This window comes from Mesorhizobium sp. B2-5-13 (assembly GCF_006440535.1).
In the GTDB taxonomy this organism is placed as follows: Bacteria; Pseudomonadota; Alphaproteobacteria; order Rhizobiales; family Rhizobiaceae; genus Mesorhizobium; species Mesorhizobium salmacidum.
On sequence record NZ_VFUI01000007.1, the window covers coordinates 123,567 to 142,984 of the forward strand.

General features: G+C 64.0%; 18 protein-coding genes. 13 read left to right on the plus strand and 5 right to left on the minus strand.

What is annotated here, in order from left to right; genetic code table 11:
- From FJ434_RS14340 to FJ434_RS14370, 7 genes are all read left to right on the plus strand, one after another.
- A complete protein-coding gene (locus tag FJ434_RS14340) occupies positions 1 to 1,029 on the plus strand; it encodes a thiamine pyrophosphate-dependent dehydrogenase E1 component subunit alpha (RefSeq protein WP_140712862.1) in 1,029 nt (342 codons plus the stop codon).
- Positions 1,029 to 2,027 carry an alpha-ketoacid dehydrogenase subunit beta gene (locus tag FJ434_RS14345; protein WP_140503416.1) on the plus strand — a complete coding sequence of 333 codons (999 nt, stop codon included), beginning with the start codon at positions 1,029 to 1,031 and terminating at the stop codon, positions 2,025 to 2,027. Before FJ434_RS14340 ends, FJ434_RS14345 begins: the two co-directional genes overlap by 1 nt.
- A 3-nt stretch (positions 2,028 to 2,030) precedes the next feature.
- The gene (locus tag FJ434_RS14350) at positions 2,031 to 3,380 is read left to right on the plus strand and encodes a pyruvate dehydrogenase complex dihydrolipoamide acetyltransferase (protein WP_140748023.1); all 1,350 of its coding nucleotides are present in this window, start codon (positions 2,031 to 2,033) and stop codon (positions 3,378 to 3,380) included.
- Between the two features lie 241 nt (positions 3,381 to 3,621).
- Positions 3,622 to 4,608, plus strand: a complete 987-nt coding sequence (locus FJ434_RS14355) for an ABC transporter substrate-binding protein (RefSeq protein WP_140748021.1) — start codon at positions 3,622 to 3,624, stop codon at positions 4,606 to 4,608.
- Positions 4,609 to 4,751: 143 nt separating this feature from the next.
- Complete coding sequence (locus FJ434_RS14360) at positions 4,752 to 6,455, plus strand: iron ABC transporter permease (RefSeq protein WP_140748019.1); 1,704 nt, start codon at positions 4,752 to 4,754, stop codon at positions 6,453 to 6,455.
- Positions 6,443 to 7,522, plus strand: a complete 1,080-nt coding sequence (locus FJ434_RS14365; protein WP_140748017.1) for an ABC transporter ATP-binding protein — start codon at positions 6,443 to 6,445, stop codon at positions 7,520 to 7,522. The genes FJ434_RS14360 and FJ434_RS14365 overlap by 13 nt, the downstream gene beginning before the upstream one ends.
- 214 nt (positions 7,523 to 7,736) lie before the next feature.
- A complete protein-coding gene (locus FJ434_RS14370) occupies positions 7,737 to 8,903 on the plus strand; it encodes a DUF930 domain-containing protein (RefSeq protein WP_140748146.1) in 1,167 nt (388 codons plus the stop codon).
- On the opposite strand, the gene FJ434_RS14375 is transcribed toward FJ434_RS14370, so the two are convergent.
- Positions 8,900 to 9,574: an HAD family phosphatase gene (locus tag FJ434_RS14375; RefSeq protein ID WP_140748015.1), complete on the minus strand. Its 675-nt coding sequence runs from the start codon at positions 9,572 to 9,574 to the stop codon at positions 8,900 to 8,902. The genes FJ434_RS14370 and FJ434_RS14375 overlap by 4 nt on opposite strands.
- A gap of 108 nt (positions 9,575 to 9,682) precedes the next feature.
- Positions 9,683 to 10,324, minus strand: coding sequence for a hypothetical protein (locus tag FJ434_RS14380; protein WP_140748013.1), 642 nt, complete (start codon positions 10,322 to 10,324; stop codon positions 9,683 to 9,685).
- 192 nt (positions 10,325 to 10,516) lie between these two features.
- Here FJ434_RS14380 and FJ434_RS14385 point away from each other — a divergent pair, with 192 nt between their 5' ends.
- From FJ434_RS14385 to ptsP, 5 genes are all read left to right on the plus strand, one after another.
- Positions 10,517 to 10,954: a transcriptional regulator GutM gene (locus FJ434_RS14385; protein ID WP_015315467.1), complete on the plus strand. Its 438-nt coding sequence runs from the start codon at positions 10,517 to 10,519 to the stop codon at positions 10,952 to 10,954.
- Positions 10,955 to 11,071: 117 nt separating this feature from the next.
- A complete protein-coding gene (locus tag FJ434_RS14390; protein WP_027143558.1) occupies positions 11,072 to 11,839 on the plus strand; it encodes a PTS glucitol/sorbitol transporter subunit IIC in 768 nt (255 codons plus the stop codon).
- Between the two features lie 16 nt (positions 11,840 to 11,855).
- Complete coding sequence (locus FJ434_RS14395) at positions 11,856 to 12,854, plus strand: PTS glucitol/sorbitol transporter subunit IIB (protein ID WP_140503400.1); 999 nt, start codon at positions 11,856 to 11,858, stop codon at positions 12,852 to 12,854.
- A gap of 26 nt (positions 12,855 to 12,880) precedes the next feature.
- Complete coding sequence (locus FJ434_RS14400) at positions 12,881 to 13,261, plus strand: PTS glucitol/sorbitol transporter subunit IIA (RefSeq protein WP_140503398.1); 381 nt, start codon at positions 12,881 to 12,883, stop codon at positions 13,259 to 13,261.
- A gap of 57 nt (positions 13,262 to 13,318) precedes the next feature.
- Positions 13,319 to 15,295 (plus strand): phosphoenolpyruvate--protein phosphotransferase, encoded by a 1,977-nt coding sequence (ptsP, locus tag FJ434_RS14405; RefSeq protein WP_140748011.1) that lies wholly within the window; start codon positions 13,319 to 13,321, stop codon positions 15,293 to 15,295.
- Positions 15,296 to 15,336: 41 nt separating this feature from the next.
- Here the strand turns inward: ptsP and FJ434_RS14410 are convergent, their stop codons facing one another.
- Positions 15,337 to 16,137 carry a hypothetical protein gene (locus tag FJ434_RS14410; protein WP_140748009.1) on the minus strand — a complete coding sequence of 267 codons (801 nt, stop codon included), beginning with the start codon at positions 16,135 to 16,137 and terminating at the stop codon, positions 15,337 to 15,339.
- A 262-nt stretch (positions 16,138 to 16,399) separates the two neighbouring features.
- Here FJ434_RS14410 and FJ434_RS14415 point away from each other — a divergent pair, with 262 nt between their 5' ends.
- Positions 16,400 to 17,305, plus strand: a complete 906-nt coding sequence (locus FJ434_RS14415; protein WP_348640970.1) for a sugar-binding transcriptional regulator — start codon at positions 16,400 to 16,402, stop codon at positions 17,303 to 17,305.
- Here the strand turns inward: FJ434_RS14415 and FJ434_RS14420 are convergent.
- Together FJ434_RS14420 and FJ434_RS14425 are read right to left on the minus strand one after the other, a co-directional pair.
- Positions 17,292 to 18,143, minus strand: coding sequence for a TIGR01459 family HAD-type hydrolase (locus FJ434_RS14420; RefSeq protein WP_140748005.1), 852 nt, complete (start codon positions 18,141 to 18,143; stop codon positions 17,292 to 17,294). The genes FJ434_RS14415 and FJ434_RS14420 overlap by 14 nt on opposite strands.
- Positions 18,140 to 19,414, minus strand: coding sequence for an FGGY-family carbohydrate kinase (locus FJ434_RS14425; protein ID WP_140748003.1), 1,275 nt, complete (start codon positions 19,412 to 19,414; stop codon positions 18,140 to 18,142). The genes FJ434_RS14420 and FJ434_RS14425 overlap by 4 nt, the downstream gene beginning before the upstream one ends.
- Positions 19,415 to 19,418: the final 4 nt, after the last annotated feature.

Sequence of the window (19,418 nt, forward strand, 5' to 3'; positions counted from 1 at the left end):
ATGGCCGGAGCCAGCAAAGCCGTCGCGGACAGCCGCGCCAACCTGCCCTTCGTCTATCGCCAATACAGCGCCGAGCAACTGAAGCAGGTGCTCTACAAGATGTACCTCATCCGCCGCTTCGAAGAGGGCGCGGAGGAAAGCTACACGCGGGGCTTCATCCACGGCACCATGCATCTGTCGATCGGCCAGGAGGCCAGCGCCATGGGCATATGCATGCCGCTTGGCGAGGATGACCAGATCACCTCGACCCATCGCGGCCACGGCCATTGCATCGCCAAAGGCGCCGAGGTCAAGCGCATGTTCGCCGAGTTCTTCGGCAAGACCACCGGCTACTGCAAGGGCCGTGGCGGTTCGATGCACATTGCCGATGTCGCCAAGGGCAATCTCGGCGCCAACGGCATTGTCGGCGGCGGCATTCCGATCGCCGTCGGTGCCGCGCTCTCCTCCAAGATGATGAAGACCGGCAAGGTCGTGGTCTCCTTCTTCGGCGACGGCGCCAACAATGAAGGCGCCTTCCACGAGGCGCTCAACATGGCGGCGGTCTGGAAGTTGCCGGTGATTTTCGTCTGCGAGAACAATGGCTACGGCATGTCGACGTCGACGGCCCGCTCCACCGCTGTCAAGAACATCGCCGACCGCGCCGCCGCGTATTCGATGCCGGGCGTCATCGTCAACGGCAACATCTTCTCCGAGGTTGCCGAGGCTTCGTACAAGGCGGTCGAGCGGGCACGTGCGGGCGAGGGGCCGACGCTGATCGAATCCAAGACCTATCGCCATCGCGGCCATTCCAAGAGCGACCGCAATCGCTACCGAACCAAGGAGGAGATCGAGGACTGGATGTCCAACCGCGATCCGATCACGCTCTTCGAGACCGACCTGCGGGAATTCGGTTTCATCGACGACAAGGGCATCGAGGCCATCCGCGAGGCGGTGGTGCGGGAGATCGCCGACGGCATCGAGTTCGCCAAGGCGAGCCCTTCGCCCGACGTCAGCGAGACCGGAGATTACGTGTATACGGAGCAGGCGTGATGGACGCGATGGTGCGTGAACTGAGCTACGCCCAGGCGATCCAGGAGGCCATGGCGATTGCCATGGACATGGACGACCGCGTCTTCCTGATGGGCGAGGATATCGGCGTCTACGGCGGCGCCTTCCAGGTGACCGGCGACCTGGTCGAGCGCTATGGCGCTGAGCGGGTGCTGGACACACCGATCTCTGAACTGGGCGGTGCGGGCGTTGCTGTCGGCGCCGCGCTAACCGGCATGCGGCCGATCTTCGAATTCCAGTTTTCCGATTTCGCCACGCTCGCCATGGAGCAGATCGTCAACCAGGCCGCGAAGATGCGCTTCATGCTGGGCGGCGAGGTTTCAGTGCCGGTGGTGATGCGGTTTCCCGCCGGCTCCGGCACGGGTGCGGCGGCGCAGCACAGCCAGAGCCTGGAAGCCTGGCTCGGCCATGTGCCAGGTCTGAAGGTCATCCAGCCGGCGACACCCTATGATGCCAAGGGCATGCTTCTGGCTGCCGTCGCCGATCCCGATCCGGTGATGATCTTCGAGCACAAGCTGCTCTACAAGATGAAGGGGCCGGTGCCGGAAGGCTACTACACCGTGCCGATCGGCAGGGCCGACATCCGCCGCGAGGGCCGCGACCTCACGATCGTCGCCACCTCGATCATGGTGCAGAAGGCGCTCGACGCCGCCGCCACGCTGGAGGCCGAAGGCATCGACGTCGAAGTCGTCGATCTCCGGACCATCCGGCCGATGGACAAGCAGACGGTCATCGATAGCGTCAAGAAGACGTCGCGGCTGATGTGCGTCTATGAAGCAGTCAAAACGCTGGGCATCGGCGCCGAGGTCAGCGCCATGATCGCCGAGAGCGAGGCGTTCGACTACCTCGACGCTCCGATCGTGCGGCTGGGTGGCGCGGAAACGCCAATCCCGTACAATCCGGAGCTGGAAAAGGCCACGGTGCCGCAAGTTCCCGACATCATCACCGCCGCGCGCGACCTCGTGAAAGGGGTTCGCTGAGACATGCCGACCGAAGTCATTCTTCCCAAGGTCGACATGGACATGGCGACCGGACAGATCTCGCGCTGGTTCGCCGAGGAAGGCGCGCACGTCAAGAAGGGCGACGTGCTGTTCGAGATCGAGACCGACAAGGCGGCGATGGAAATCGATGCACCGGCCAGTGGCGTGTTGCGCGACGTGACGGGCAAGGAAGGTGTCGACATTCCGGTCGGCGCGCCGGTTGCGTGGATCTATGCGGAGAATGAGACGTATGGGGACAAGGCGCCAATCTTCCCCCTCGCGGGGGAGATGTCGGCGGAGCCGACAGAAGGGGGCGCTGTCCCGCCAACGCCTCATTCCGTCACGCCCCCCTCTGCCCTGCCGGGTGTCTCCCCCACAGGCGGGGAGATTGGCCAGTCGCCGTCGGGCGGACGCGCGACACCGCTGGCTCGCCGTCTGGCGCGCGAGGCGGGCCTCACCCTTTCAGCCATATCCGGCACCGGCCCGTATGGCCGGGTGGTGAAAGCAGACGTGGATGCCGCGATCGCCGGCGGTGGTGCCAAGGCAGCGCCCGCCGCCAAGGCTCCGGCTGGCGCACCAGCCGCCGCGCCGGCGGTGAAGCCAATGTCGGACGACCAGGTGCTGAAGCTGTTCGAGGAAGGCTCCTACGAACTCATTCCGCATGACAACATGCGCAAGACCATCGCGCGGCGCCTGGTCGAAGCCAAAACCACCATCCCGCATTTCTACCTGACGCTCGACTGCGAACTCGATGCGCTGCTGGCCCTGCGCACGCAACTCAATGCCGCCGCGCCGGTGAAGAAGACCGACAAGGGTGAGGCGCCTGCCTACAAGCTGTCGGTCAACGACATGGTGATCAAGGCGATGGCCATGGCGCTAAAGGCGGTGCCGGATGCCAATGCCTCGTGGACCGAGAGCGCCATGGTCAAGCACAAGCATGCCGATGTCGGCGTTGCCGTGTCGATCCCCGGTGGCCTGATCACGCCGATCATCCGGCATGCGGACGAAAAGACGCTGTCCGTCATCTCCAACGAGATGAAGGATTTGGCCAGCCGCGCCCGCAGCCGCAAGCTGAAGCCCGAGGAGTATCAGGGTGGTACGACGGCGGTCTCCAATCTCGGCATGTTCGGCATCAAGGATTTTGCCGCGGTGATCAACCCGCCGCATGCGACGATCCTGGCGGTCGGCGCCGGCGAGGAGCGGGCGGAGGTCAAGAACGGCGAGATCAAAATAGCCACGGTGATGTCGGTGACGCTGTCGACCGATCATCGCGCCGTCGACGGAGCCCTGGGGGCCGAACTGCTGGTCGCCTTCAAGAAGCTGATCGAAAATCCGATGGGCATGCTGGTCTAGCACCGATCCCCGGGTTGCTTTATCTGATGACCTCTCGCCCAGATTCCTCCCGGCGGAGCCTTACACAAAGCGCCTGTTGGGCGTCGACGTGCCTCTCGCGCGAGAAGGCGGCCTGATCTCATCTTGATCCAAGCCTTGATGCGCTGTGTCATCCACCAGTCATATGCGCCGTGCAGGGAGGAAGAGACGGGGTGCTGGTCAGGGGCCAGACCGGTCATGCACAGACAGGACAGGAGGTCTCATGAAGACGCTATTCATCAAGCTGTTGGCCAGCCAACTGGCGCTCGCGGCAACTTTGTTCGCCTGCGTGGCAAATGCCGAAACACTGACGCTCTACACATCCCAGCCGGAAGCGGACGCGGCCAAGACCGTGGATGCCTTCAAGAAGGCGCAGCCCGGCATCGACGTCACCATCTATCGCTCCGGAACCAGCGACATCCTGACCAAGATGGCGGCCGAGTTCGCCGCAGGCAGCCCGCAGCCCGACGTGCTGCTCATCGCCGACGCGGTCTCGATGGAACTGCTGAAGAAGGACGACAGGCTGATGGCCTATCCCAAGGCCAAGCTCGACGGGGTCGACGCGGATGCCTATGATGCCGACAAGACTTATTTCGGCAGCAAGCTGATCACCACCGGCATCGTCTACAACACCGCCGCCGCCGAAAAGCCGCAGCATTGGGCCGATCTCGCCAAGCCGGCCTATGCCGATGGCCTGGTCATGCCAAGCCCGCTCTATTCGGGTGCGGCCGCCTACCTGCTTTCGGGCTTCGCCGGCGATACCAACTATGGCTGGGATTTCTTCCAGAAGCTGAAGACCAACAATACCGTCAGCGTGCGCGGCAATGGCGCGGTGCTGAAGTCGGTGGCTTCGGGCGAGAAGCCCTATGGCATCCTCGTCGATTTCATGGCGATGAACGCCAAGAAGAAGGGCTCGCCGGTCGAGTTCGTGTTCCCCAGCGAAGGCGTGCCTGCCGTGACCGAGCCGGTCGCCATCATGAAGACCGCCAAGAACGTCGATGGCGCCAAGAAGTTCGTCGACTTCATTCTGTCCGATGAGGGCCAGAAGCTGGCGCTGTCTATGGGCTACCTGCCGGCACGCGCCTCGGTCGGCCGTCCCGACTGGCTGCCGGAAGGCGTCAAGGTCAAGGTGATGAAGTTCGACACCAAGGCGATCGTCGCCAAGACCGACGCCGACAAGGCGAAATTCCAGGAACTGTTCGGCGGCTGAACCGTCAATCGCGGCGGGGTGCCGGCAGCGGCATCCCGCTCGCTTCGCCAGAGCAATTCCAGGAAAAGTGCGAAGCGTTTTCCGTCCGGAATTGCGCCGAAAATGAACCGCACCCGGTCGCATTGACCCCAGGAAACGCAATCATGCCGACACGCATCAGGGAAAGCCGTGGCCAGGAAATGGTCCTGACGGTGGCGGCGACCGTCGTCATCGTCCTGCTTTCGATGTTGCCCATGCTGCGCCTCGTCAAGGAGATCGTGGCGCCCGGCGGTACCTTGTCGACCGCGGCCGTGGAAGCCGGGCTGAGAAGCCCGGCAACCTGGATCGCGACGTGGCACACGCTGGTCGTCGGCATTGGCGGCACGCTTCTGGCGGTGCTTTCGGGAACACTGGTGGCCGTGCTCGTCTCGCTGACCGACATACGCTGCCGAAGCGCCCTGGTGTTCTGCTACGTCATGCCGCTGATGATCGCGCCGCAGGTGACGGCGCTAGCCTGGCTGCAACTGTTTGGTCCGGCGAGCCCGTTCCTCAAGCTTTTCGGGGCGGCTCCCCCGCTCGGCACGAAGAACCCGCTCTATTCGACCTCGGGCATCATCCTGCTGCTTGGCGTACAGTACGGGCCGCTGGTCTTCCTGCTGGTGCGGGCCGGCTTGCGCAAGCTGCCGCGCGAACTGGTCGAAGCCGCACGTGCCGGCGGTGCAAACTGGTTCACCGTACTGGCTACCATCGTGCTGCCCTTGATGACGCCCTCCATCATGGCGGCGGCAGCACTTGCCTTCGTCTCCTGCGTCGGCAATTTCGGCATTCCGGCCTTTCTCGGCATTCCCGCCAACTACCTGGTGCTGCCGACGCTCATCTATCAAAAGCTGGCCGGCGGCGGTCCGGCGGTGCTCGGCGAGACCGCGTTCCTGTCCGTGCTGATCGGCATCATCGCCATGGCCGGCATCCTCGCCCAGGAGGTGATGAGCCGCCGCCGCGACTACCGCATCTCTTCGACAGCGCTGCCGGCCGAACCTTATGAACTGGGCCGCTGGCGGCCGGTCGTCCAGGCCGGCATGTGGCTGCTCATCGTATTGGTGCTGGTCCTGCCGCTCTTAGGGCTGGTATTGACCTCGCTGCTGCCGGGCTACGGCATTGCGCTCACCGCCAAGACGGCGACGCTCGACAATTACCGTTTCGTGCTGTTCGAGCATGATGCCGCCACCCGCGCCTTCTTCAACAGTTTCTGGCTGTCGATTGCTGCAGCGTTCGTCGCCGTCATCGTTGCCGTGCCGGTTGGCTATCTCATCGCCTGGGGCAAGCAGCGCTGGGTGCGGCTGCTCAATCTCTCGGTCGAACTGCCCTACGCCTTGCCCGGCGTTGTGCTGGCGATCGCTTCGCTTCTCTTGTTCCTGCGGCCGATCCCGCTGACCGGCATCCAGCTCTACAACACTGTCTGGATCATCCTCTATGCCTATCTCGCCCGCTTCCTGGTGCTGGCGCTGCGGCCGACCATCAGCGGCTATCACCAGATCGACCGGGCACTGGAGGAGGCAGCGCAGGTGGCGGGCGCCGGCCTGTTCACGCGCATGCGCACCATCCTCTTTCCGCTGGTCGCGCCGGCTGCGGTCGCCGGTGGCCTTTTGATCTTCATGACGGCGCTCAGTGAACTCACGGTCTCGGCATTGTTGTGGTCCTCGGGTTCGGAGACCATCGGCGTGGTGATGTTTTCCTTCGAGCAGGGCGGCGATTCCAACTACGCGGCGGCGATGTCCGTCATCACGGTCGCGGTTAGCTTCGTGCTGATGCTGGTGACCAACCTGCTTGCCCCTCATCTTCCGAGCGGAGTTCTGCCATGGCGCGACTGACCCTGGACCACGTGACCAAGAGCTTCGCCGATTTCGATGCCGTGAAGGATGTCTCGATCGACGTCGGCGACGGCGAGTTTCTGGCGGTGCTCGGACCTTCCGGCTGCGGCAAGACGACGTTGCTGCGGCTGATCGCCGGTTTCGAGAAAGTGACCTCGGGCGAAATCCGCATCGGCGGCGATGTCGTTTCGAACAGCGGCGGCAGCATCGCGCCGGAAAAGCGGCGCGTCGGCATCGTCTTCCAGAATTACGCCCTGTGGCCGCACATGAGTGTCGCCGAGAACATCGGCTATTCGCTGAAGGTGGCCAAACTCGACAAGGCGGTTGCGCGCCAAAAAGTGGAAGACGCGCTTGCCTTGGTCAATCTGCAGGGCCTGGGTGAGCGCAGGCCCGCCAATCTTTCCGGCGGCCAACGCCAGCGCGTGGCATTGGCGCGTTGCCTGGTGGCGGCACCCTCGCTGGTGCTGTTCGACGAGCCGCTCGCCAATCTAGACGTGCATCTCAGGGCCTCGATGGAGGACGAGTTCGCCGCCTTCCACAAGCGCACGGGCACGACCATCGTCTACATTACCCATGACCAGACCGAGGCGATGGCGCTGGCCGACCGCATCGCGGTGATGGATCGTGGACTCCTGGCGCAGCTTGCGAGGCCGCGCGACCTCTATCATGAGCCGGCAAATGAAATGGTCGCTTCCTTCATTTCGCAAGGCATCCTGCTGCCGGCGGAGGTGCTGACGGGCGAGGAAAGCGGCTATTGCAAGGTCCGGGTACTCGGAAGCGAGCTGGTGGTCCGCTGCCGGCGTGGCGAGCGGCCGCGCGCCGGCGCCAGGATCTGCTGCCGCTCCGCCGACATCGAGATTTCGGCCGATGCCTCGGGCTTCGACGGTCTCGTCAAGCGGGCGGTCTACCAAGGCGGAGCGGCGCGCATCGAATTCACGCCCAAGGCCGGTCCCGACCTCACCTTGCATTTCGAACAGCCCGATCCGGTTGTGCTGGAGAACGGGGCGCAAGCGCGCCTGCGCATAAAATCCGGCTGGCTGATCCCGGCGGCGGGAGCAGCCTCGTGATGAGTGAACCTGCTTGGCGGTTTCGGCGAAAAGGGTGGCACCCGCCCTCGCCGTGAGCAGCGGCAATGATCGCATCCTGCTCGATGTCGTGCCGACGCCTCGCTAACACGGCCCTGCCCGTGGTGATCCAGATCACCAACCTGTCAGCGGCCAAATTGCGCCAATCCAATGCTTATGCTTGAAGCCGCCGCTATTTCATTCCACATCGGTCAGTATGAAGGGCGAGACAGGAGAGCGGCGTCGGAATTTGCTGTGGGATATCCCCGCATCGCTGATCCTGCATGCGCTTGTCGCGGGGCTCCTGATCTATGGCCTGCCCACGCCTCGCCAACAGCCGCAGGAGGAGGAACCGGTCAATGTCGCGCTCGTGCCCCCGCCCGAGCAGCCAAAACCGAAACCGGCCCCTGTACCGTCCCCTAAGCCACCGGAACCGCGGGTTGAAAAACCGCCTGAGCAGAAAGTTGAAAAGCCGGCTCCGCAACCTCGGAAGCCTCCGCCAATCGAGGTGCTGAAGCCTGTTTTTCAGTTCGGCGACAAGGATGCGGGGCCCCGGAAATCCTTGGATGGGGCCAGCGCTCAAGACAGTTCGCCGTCGCCGACCAAGGATGAGGAATCGAAGCCGCCGGTCGTGCAGAAGCCTGCTGAGACCCAATCCGACGTGCCGGCAGGGACCGAGAAGCCGGCGGATTTAGCTGAGGCCGGCGAAAAGCCGGTAGCCGACGCGAAGGATACCCAGCCCGCGCAGGACAAGCAGGCAACTCTGACCCAGGACGCAGATAAGCAGCAGGACGCCAAACAACAGGCGGGAGTGCAGGACGCCGCCAAGCAGACAGGCGCGGCACCAACGCCGCTGGCCACAGACGGGGGCGGTGAGGTCGAGCTTCCAATGTCGGCTGCGAAGCCGGAGCCTAAACCGACAAATACACCGAAGCCCAGTTCTTCAAAGGTTGCGAAGTCCCGAAATGGGGGCGCCGGAAGCCCAGGTTCCACTGATGTAGCCAGCGCCGCATCGCGCAGGTATTCAGGCCTTCCGGGCGTTCGCAGGCTTTACTCGCAGGGCGCTACGGGTGACGCGCTGGCCACGACCTCGATGGGTGACGTGCCTCGCGGTCAACGTGGGGCCAAACTTTGCGCCAGCGCGTTGCAGCAGCAATTGCTGGACGCCTCCTATTTTCCCATCTTGATTCCAAGTGTTCCGCTGAAGGCCGGCAATGTTCTTGACGCCCCTGACGTTGCTTTCCGTACCTCAACCACGTGGTTCCATCTGGGCTTCCGCTGCGAGGTCGACAGCGACGCGACCAGGGTCTTGTCCTTCGACTTCCGTGTCGGAGCTGTGATTCCGCCTGGCGAATGGGCGCGCCTTGGACTACCCGCTCGCTAGGCCGATACATCCAGCCCGGACAATTGCCGGCTAACTTCATGCCAGTCGGCGCAGATGAAATCGGCACCGGCGGCCGTCAGCCGTGCGGCATGTTCCGCATAAGTATGTCCGCCACCGATATAGCCGATCGCGGTCATGCCGGCGGCAACCGCGCCCTCGATGCCGAAAGGTGAATCCTCGATGACAATGCAGTCCGCCGGGTTGGCCCCCATCTTCGCAGCGGCGAACAGGAAAATATCAGGCGCCGGCTTGCCGTTCTTGACCATCGAGGAGCTGTAGATCGCATCGCCGAAGAACCGCGCCAGTCCGGTGATGGCCAGGCTGTGGTCGATGCGCTCGACGGAGGACGACGAGGCAACGCAACTGCCGCCCTCGAGCGTTTCCAGGAATGCGGTGATTCCCGGTGTCGGCTTCAATTCCTGCGAAAACAGGGCTTTAGTCTCGGCCCAGATATCGCCATCGGCCGTCGCGGGAAACTGATGGCCGGTCAATTCCTTGATCCTGACGATGATGTCGGCCTGCTTCATGCCGACGCACTGGGCGATGATACCGCCGTGAACGCCCGGCATGCCATGCTTATCGTAGACACGTTCATAGGCCTTGGCGGCCAGTGGCTCGCTGTCAACGAGAACGCCGTCGCAATCGAAAATGATCAGTCTTGACGGCGCCACGCGTTTCTCCCGGCCTCTGTCAGAATTGGCACATCGCTATCGACAAAAAGTCAAATGTTCAATAGCGGGCACTCGCGGCCTCTCGAATAGGGGGCAATAGAGGCCAATTCAAAGCTGGCGCAAGGCATCGCTAGCGCGGGAGGACCCCAGCGCTCGTTGCATGGCCTGCCGCGACTGCGCGCGGTCGGGCGTGATCCAGTTCGGTTCCGCGCCCAGGAAGCGGTCGAGGAAAGCCACGGCATAGGCCGGCATTTCGGTGACGTTTTCGCGATAGGACCACCAGGTGCGCAGGTCGTCGGCGCATTTGTCGATGCTAGGCGCTGAACCGAACTCCTGCTCGTAAATGGCCGAAATCACCGAGACGCAGTAGTTGGTGTAGAGAAAGCCTTCCGGCCAGAAGCGGATGATGTCCAGCGTGCCGGCATTCTGATCCGTTTCGATGAGGTGGCTAAGGCCGGAGATCTCCCTGGCCGGCGCCTGCTTGATCAGTTCGCGCAGCACGAGGCCGGCGGCAAAGACGATGAAATCGGCGCGGTCGATCGTGGCGAAGCGCTTCTGCGCTTCCATCACCTCGACCCAGTCGAGAAAAGCCCGGGTCAGCTTCGCCTCGTCGATTTCGAAGCGTACGCCGAATGTGTCCGAAACCACCTTGGCGCTGCCGCGGAAGGTGGCCCGGAACCATCGCAACTGCCGAAGCCGGTGGCGCAGATCGGGCATGAGGGCCAGTTCATCCCTGAAGGGCAGTTCCATTTCCTGTATCCCGTTTCCTCACAGGCTAGCACAGTCGTGCCCCCGCCGAAATCGCGCGGCGGCCCTGTGGATGACCGTGGCTGAGGCCAATATCATACATATTGACATTCGCGGAAACAAATGTTCTCACTTTGTTGTTGTCGCGTGCCGGTCCAAGGTGCGCCTCGACTAAGGCTTCGGGAGGAGAACCGAATGGCGATTTGGCAGTGGGGACTGCTCCTGCTGGTTATTGTGTGGGCGTTGCAGTCGCTCGGCGTCTGGCTGCAGATGCGGCACTATTCGGATGTCTTTCGGGGCGTCACCGATCAGTACAAGGATGGCTTCGTCGGCGCTGGCAATTTTCGCGGCCGATTTGCCAAGGGAACAATCGCGCTGGTCGTGGTTACGCCCGACCTGATCGTGCGCCGCATGATGGTGATGAGCGGCCGTTCCGTGTTCACCAAATTCAAGCGACATGAAGAATTCGAGGGTGTCCCCCTCGATCGACTCCGGTCCAACCCTGCGATCATGGGGGAGGGGGAACCCGGTGTGGCCGAGGCCGTGAAGCGGGCGATCGAACAGATCGACAAAGCACGATCGGAGCCGGGGAAGAAGCCGGGCCTGGCCGGCTTGAATGTAGCAAGGGCCTAGAGTCGGATGATTTCCAGGTCAAATCGACCTGAAATCTGAATCCGCCTCTGGATCAAAGGGATAGAGGAGGCCGTGCGCCGACTGGGATCAACCGGCGGGCCGGCATAAGGAGGAGAAATGTCTGTATTTTCGTTGTTGGCGCAGCATGCCGACATGGCCGTGCATAACCTACATATCGCGGGTGCCATGGTTTCGGACGCTGCATTGCATGGCAGGCTCGCCGTCGAGCATGCTTCCGATCATCTCGTGATCCTTGCGCAGGCGCAGACCGACGGGGCGCCGGTTACCGCCGAGCAGCTGAAGGAACAGCTGAAAAATGTGCAGCAGGAAGAGCAGCTTGGCTGGCTCACTGCCATCGGCAAGTACTTCATCGGCATCTTCCAGAAGGGCGGCGAGGTTTTCGCCGGCTTTGTCACCGGCATCATCCCGACACTTGTCGTGCTGATGACAGCCTTCTACGCCGTCACCGAACTGGTCGGCGAAGAGCGTGTCCACGGCCTGGCGCGTGGTGCTGGCCGCATCGCGCTGACCCGCTATACCGTGCTACCGCTGCTGGCGGTGTTTTTCCTCACCAACCCGATGGCCTACACCTTCGGGTCGTTCCTGGAAGAGAAGCACAAGCCCGCCTTCTACGACGCGGCCGTGTCCTACGTGCATCCGCCGCTCGGCCTCTTCCCGCACATCAACCCTGGCGAATATTTCGTCTGGGGAGGCATGCTCGTTGCCTTGCTCGATCTCGAGAAGCGGGGCGTTGTCGTCGCCGGTTACCACGTCAAGGTGGCGATCTGGTACGCGATCGTTGGTCTCGTCGTGATCCTGCTCAAGGGCATGCTGACCGAGCGCATCACAGCCATCATGGCACGCCGCCAGGGCGTTGAACTGTAAGGGCGGGGAGGACATTATGACCAAGACATACAAAGCCGTAAAAGTCTCCCGGGGTTCCACCGGCTGGGGCGGCCCGCTCGTCATCGAGCCGACCGCGCAGCGCGACAAGGTCGTCTCCGTCACCGGTGGCGGGATCCATCCCGTGGCCCAGCTCATCGCCGACATGACCGGCGCCACAGCCGTAGACGGTTTCAAGGCGCCGCCGGTGGAAGGCGAGATGGCGGTTGTCGTCGTCGATTGCGGTGGCACCGCGCGATGCGGCGTCTATCCGCGCAAGCGTATCCCGACCGTCAACCTGACGCCGGTCGGCCAGGCTGGGCCGCTCGCCCAGTTCATCACCGAGGATATCTATGTTTCGGGCGTGAAACCGGCCAATGTCACAATGGCGGACGGTTCCGAGGCGGTCACAACTGCAGGGGGAGCAGCGTCGATGAGCTCAAACAACAGCACTGCGACGCCGACGGCGCTGCCCAGCGAGGGTGGCTTGATCGGGTTCATCAGCACGATTGGCCGCGTCATGGGTCGTGTCGTCGGCATTTTCTTCAATGCCGGCCGCCGGACCATCGACCAGGTCGTCCGCAACGTGCTGCCGTTCATGGCCTTCGTGACCATGCTTATCGGCCTGATCCTGTACACCGGCATCGGCGACGTGCTGGCGCAGCCGATGGGACCGCTGGCCAACAACATCGTCGGCCTGCTGGTCATCTCGGCCATCTGCGGCCTGCCGTTCCTGTCGCCCATCCTGGGGCCAGGCGCCGTCATCGCGCAGGTCATCGGCGTCGCCATTATCGGCCCGCAGATCGCCAACGGCACGATTTCGCCGGCAATGGCGCTGCCGGCGCTGTTTGCCTACAACACCCAAGTCGGCTGCGACTTCGTTCCTGTCGGCCTTGCACTGGGTGAAGCCAAGCCGAAAACCATCGAAATCGGCGTGCCGGCGGTGCTCATCAGCCGCCAGATCATGGGTCCGGTCTCGGTGCTGATCGCCTGGATCGTCTCCCTGATCGTGTTCTAGACACCAGAAATAACGAGGTTCGCCATATGTCGGTTCTTCTCAAGACACGGGTCACGGCAATAGGACCCGAAGTGGCGGACCTCGCCGAGGGCGGCGTGGTCATCCTGTTCGCGGATGGCTCGCCACCGGAGCTTGCCGAGGTTTCCGTGCTCCACAAGACGGAGATCGGACCCAGCGACGGCGCGCCTGAAAAGGGCGCGTCGATCACCCTTGGCCCGGTTTCGGCCGTTATAACCGCCGTCGGCTCCAGCGCCTGGAGCAAGGTCCTCGAGATGGGCCACGTCGTCATCTCGTTCAATGGCGCCAGTGAGGCCGAAAGGCCGGGCGAGATCTGTGCATCGCAGGTTGATACGCAAGCGCTCGTGGCCGCCCTGAAAACAGACGCGATCATCACCATCGCCGCCTGAAAGCATTCGCGCCCCAGCCGGTCTGGCTTTGGCGCCCAAAAAAGCAGAGTATTTGCCATGGAACGCTCGACCATCGTCAGAGTGCATGAAGGTTTGCACGCCCGTCCCGCCACGCGCTTCGTCAAGCTCGCCAAGGCTTTCGAATCCGACGTCGAACTGGTCAAGGACGGCAAGGCGGTCAGCGCCAAGAGCTCGGTCAAGCTGATGCTGTTGGCGGTCAAGGAAAACCAGGAAGTCACCGTGCGGGCGAACGGCGCCGATGCCATCGAGGCGATCGAGGCGCTGATCGGCTATCTCGAGAACCCCAAGGCGGGTCTCGACGACGACGAAGCCCACGCCCCGGCGAATGACGCAGGCAAGGAAGCGGCGCCTGCGTCCCAATCCGCGCCGGCGGCATCAGCCGAAGCGAATGGTTTGCGTGGTGTCGCCGCAAGCGAGGGCGTTGCCGTCGGGCCGGCATTCGCGCATTTCCCGCCTGACATCGCCGGACGGGGCCGCATGTTGCAAGCCGATGAGATCGCCGGCGAAATCGACAGGTTCCGCGCCGCTGTCGCCGCTGTCCAGGCGCGTATGGATCGGGCGCTGGCGCAGGATAGTCTGTCGGCCGGTGACCGGGGCATCGTGGCGGCGCTCAGGGATATCGCGGCCGACGACAGCCTGACCGGCGAGGCCGAGAAGGCGATCAAGGGCGGCAATGACGCCGTCTCGGCCATGATCACCGCCGCTTCCACCATCGCCGCCGATTTCAGCGCCGTCGACGATCATTACCTCAATGCGCGGGCGGACGATGTCCATGCGGTCGGACGGCAGATCTGCCTGGCGCTGCTGGGCCAAGACGACGTCAGCCTCGAAAATATTTCGCAAGGTGCGATCCTGATCGCCGACGACATCGGCGCCTGGGACCTGGCGCGTGCGCCGCTGAAACGCATCGGTGGCGTGGTGTGCGGCCATGGCGGCGCCACTTCGCACATCGCCATCATCGCTCGCTCGCATGGCATTCCGGCGGTACTGGGCCTTGGCGACCGGATCAATGCCTTGCGCACGGCGCAAGAAGTAGCGCTCGACGGCAATACCGGCCAGGTGATCATCGATCCCGATGCGGCGACACGCGCCGATTTCGCCAGCCGGGTCGAAGCGGCGGCGAAGGAACGTGCCGGCCTGGCCGCCTTCAAGACGGTGACGCCGAAGCTGGCGGACGGCAAGCTGATCGAAGTCGCGGCCAATATAGGCTCGCTCGAGGAGATCGAGGCGGCGCAGGAAGCCGGCGCAATGGGTGTCGGCCTGTTCCGCACCGAGCTCCTGTTCATGCGTCACATGCACCTGCCGTCGGAAGACATGCAGGCCGAGACCTATGCGGCGCTGGCCAAGGCCTTCGCGCCTTATCCGGTCATCGTGCGCACGCTCGACATCGGCGGCGACAAGCCGATTGCCGGCATCGAGTTTCCCGACGAGGAAAATCCGTTCCTCGGCTGGCGCGGCATCCGCATGTGCCTCGACCGGCCCGATATCTTCAAGCGCCAACTCAGGGCGCTGCTAAGGGCCGCCGTACACGGCAACATCAAGGTGATGCTGCCGATGGTTTCCGATCTTGGCGAGGTGCGGCAGACGCGTGTTCTTGTCGACGAATGCGCCGCCGAACTCCAGGCCGAAGGCGTGCCGCACGCGACGTTCGATCTCGGCGTGATGATCGAAACCCCGGCTGCGGTGCTGATCGCTCCGGCACTGGCCAAGGAGGTGGCTTTCTTCTCGATAGGCACCAACGACCTGACCCAGTACATCATGGCCGCCGACCGGCTCAACCCGACCGTTGCGAAGCTCAACGACGTCACCAATCCAGCCGTCATGTCTGCGATCGAACTGACGGCCAGGGCCGGCGTCGCCGCCGGTATCATGGTGGGCATGTGCGGCGAGGCGGCGGGCCGGCCGGATCTCATCCCCGCCTTCCTGGAGATGGGTCTCACCGAACTGTCGATGAGCCCGGCCTCGATTCAGCGCGTCAAGAAGACGATCACGGCGATGGCGACCGGGGAGTAGCCCTGCGGCCGCTCTGTTTTCTGGAACTGCGCCAGGAGGCCTTATGGCAAATGCGCAAGCAAGGTGGCGAAGACAGGTGTCAATTCATCGGCCGGGCTCGTTTTGGCGCAGGCCTGGATGATGCGGTCGCGGCGGATATCGGCGGCCAGGATCGCGATTTCCAGCATGTCGGGCTCCGGCGCGTCGTTGCGGCCGTTTGTCGCCAGCCCGCAGGCCAGGACGACCGGCGCCAGGCAGCTTATGTCGAGCGCCCTATCACTCATTGCCGTCGCTTCCGGGGCGGTGTCATCAAAACGGATCGGGCGATGGCCGAGGCACTCGATCAGCAACGCCGAACACGTCGCCGCGATCGCCTGCAGTCCAGCACCAGGCGCGGCCAGCGCAGCCAACAGATCGCCATGGCGCCTGCGCATGGCCGCGTGGACGGCGGCGAACCCGGCTTCATGGATACGGGCATGGTCGATCTTCAGCCCGGCAAGCACCGCCTTGGTCAGATAATACATGTCGCGCCGGAACAGGCGCTCGGCGCTCAATTGCTGGTCTTCGTCCCCTGCCGGGAAATAGGTGCCGAGGCCTTTTACGGTCGTTCCGTCGACCCTTATCGGACGTTCATGCGGGACGAAGGATTCGGCGATCGACAGCGCTTCGTCGACGGCACTCGCGGCATGGCTGAGCAGGCCTTCGATGCCTTTGCCCGGAAACGGCGGCAGATGGCTGGTCGCTTCGTGCAGCAGGCTGGCCTCGCTGGCGCCGTCATGGCGGCTCTGGCGGATGATGTCACGGACTTCCCGCAGCCGGTCCTTGAGGTTGACGCGGACATCTTCGGAGATTTGTCGGAGCATCGCGGTTCGCCTCGAATGTGCCGTGCGGGGCCACCTGCAATGGCCGGCCCACCGACTCTACATTGTTCCTATCGATTGGTAGATCAATAGGCGATACTAGACCAGCACGCAGAATCGGCGACGGCGCGCGCGTCCGCCGCCGCGGGGGAGGGATCATTTGGCCAGGGGACGACAAACCGACGAAAGGCGGGCAGGAGCCGAAGCGACCGAGCAGGTCGTCAGCGAGAGCCGGACGGACCGCCTCAGGATCCGCGCCGCCTGGATGTATTTCGTCGAGCAGATGACGCAGAACGAGATCGCCGACGTGCTTGGGGTCGGCCGTGTCACCATCGTGCGCATGCTGGCGGAGGCGCGGTCGCGCAACGAGGTCAAGATCACCATCGAGAGCGAGCTTCTGGAGATCGTGCGGCTGGAACGCGCGCTCGAAAAGACCTTCGGCCTGCAGCAGGCGCTGGTGGCGCCGCTGACAGCGGCCAATGCCGACCCGATCCCGGCAATCGCCGCCAAGACCGGCATGTTCCTGTCCGATGCGATGAAGTCCGGCATGCAGGTCGGCGTCGGCTGGGGCAATACGCTGTTCCACACCTTGCCGTTCATCAGCGCCAAATCGCTGACCGATTTCAAGGTGATTTCGCTGCTTGGCGGCGTCGGCATCGCACGCCGGACCAACCCGGCCGAGTTCGCCTGGCGCTTCGCCCAAATCTTCCAGGGCGACGGCTATCTGATGCCGACGCCGGCCGTTGTCGACAGCGTCGAGACCAAGATCGCGCTGGTCGAACGTTGCGGTCTGCAGGAGGTTTTTGAAATGGCCGACGCGCTCGATGCCGTTCTGCTGAGTGTTGGCGGCATCGCTTCAGCCACCACCTTCTCGCGCGGCGGCTTCCTTAGGGAAGCGGACCGGGAGGCGCTGCTGGCGCGCGGCGCCGTCGGCGACCTCCTGTTCCATTTCTACGACCGCAATGGCGATCTGGTCGACCATCCCGTCAACAACCATGTGATGTCGGTGAACGTCGACCGGCTGCGCAAGGCGCCGATCCGCATTCTGACCTCCGGCGGCGCGGAAAAGACCGATGCGCTGCTCGGCGCCATGAACCTGATTGTGCCGACAATCCTGATCACCGACGAGGAAAGCGCAAGGCGGATGCTGGAAGCGGTCAGCGAAAGCTGAACGAATTCGTGGTGTAATCCGGCCAGGCCTTGTGTACGTCGAAAACAGCGGCAAGGTCAGGCGTGCCGGCCAGTATTCCACCCAGCACCAGCGCCGTTGCGATTCCGACACCATTGCCGCCTGCAACATCGTGTTCGACACTGTCGCCGACGCAGATCACGCTGCCGTGCTCTGGTTCGCCGGCCAGTGCGAGTGCCGCCTCGAAGATCGCCGGATAGGGCTTGCCGATGCGGGTGACACCGCCGCCCAGGGTTTCGTAGAGATCGGCGATCTCGCCGGCGCCGAAGCGAGGTCCGACCGCCGTCAGCATGATCTTGTCGGGATTGGTGCAGAAGCACGGTACTTGCCGCGCCGCCGCCGGGGCGAGCAGCCGGCGATAGTGGTCGAGGTCGTGGCGGTCCCCCTCGCTGGCCGAAATCAGCACCAGTTCGGCGTCTTCGCCAGCTTCCGCCAGCCCGAAGGGCAGGCCTTCGATCGCGCTGCGGTCGCCGTCGCGGCTGATCAGCAGGCACCTCGTGCCGGACCGCAAGGCTCCGGTCGCCGCCATCTCGTGGAAACGTCGCCACGCCACCTCGCCGGAGGACACGAAATGGTCCCAACTGCCGGCCTCGAAGCCAAGCTTCAGCAGGCGTGCCTCGTTGGGCCGGGCGCGCTTGCCGGAATTGGAGATCAGCACCACGGTCTTGCCGGCGCGCTTCAGCGTGGACAGTGCCGCCACCGCGCCGGGATAGGGAGCCTGCCCGTCATGCAGCACGCCAAACTGGTCGAGCAGGAAGACCTGATAGCGTTCCGCCAGCGGCCCGATGCCGTCGAGACGTTCGAGCTTTTTCGTATTCATAGAAGCCCTGCCTCGCTTGCGCCTTTCAGCGCCAGCCGCGCCGTACCCGCGGCGGCCTCGTCCGACAATGCCGGCAGGAACGCGACGCCGAGCTTGCGCTGCCGTATCGCGCTCCACACCGGGTTAGCGGCGCCGCCACCGACGCTGCGAATGGAGGTCAGGGCCGGCGCGCCAAGTTCGGCCAGCCTGCTGTAACCAAGCGCCTCAATCGCCGCCATGCCCTCGAACATCGCCTTGAGGTAGTCGGCATCGTCAGCGGGCCGTGGGGTGAGACGCGGCGCCAAGGCCGGATCGGCCACGGGAAACCGTTCGCCAGCCGTACCAAGCGGATAGTAGTCGAGGCCGGTCTCGGTCGTGGGGTCGATGATCGCGCTGAGTTCGATGATCCGCGCGAGCGGAAAATGCTGCGCCAGCACCTTGCCGCCGGAATTCGAGGCGCCGCCCGCCAGCCACACATCGCCGAGCCGATGGCTGTAGATGCCGAAGCGCGGCGCCGAGATCGGCCGTTCGGACAGGATCTTGATGGTTAGCGAGGAGCCCAAAGCGGTGACGCCGTCGCCGGCCGCGGTGGCGCCCGTCGCCAGGAACGAGGCACAGCCGTCCGTGGTGCCGGCAACCACGACCACATCGCGCGGCAGGCCGAAAAGCTCCGCGGCCGCCGCGGTTAGCGTGCCGGTGACATCGCCCGGTTCGACGACATCAGGCAGCAGGTCCATGCGCATGCCGGTGGTCGCGATCCAGTCTGGCCAGCGGCGGGCCTCGACATCATAGCCGGTCTTGAGCGAATTGTTCTCGTCGCTGACGCCGAAGCGTCCGGACAGGTTGCCGGCGATCCAGTCGGCCTGGTGCAGCACGGCCGCTATGCCGGGCTGATGCTGGAACCGCAAGGCTTTGGCGAGGCCGGAAGTCGCTCCGTGGGCGGCGCTCGCTGCCGGCGCCTCACGGGCGACCATGGCCAGGATGTCGGGGTCATCGACCTTGTCGTTGTACATCAGTGGCTCGGCCAACGGCCACCCATCGATGTCGACCGGCAGTAACGTGCCCGACGTCCCGTCGACGGCGACGGCCCGGATCGCGGCGCGGTCGATGCCCGAAAGCAGATCCGCCAGCGCCGCCTGGACCGCTTGCCACCAAGTCCGGGGATCACGGGGGTTCTGGCCAAATCTGTCGAGTGGCACTGCGGATTGACCGGCGATGGAAAAATCCTGACGCATGGCGACGGCGCGGGCGCCGGAGGTGCCGATGTCGATGCCGACGACAAGTGGCGTCATGTCG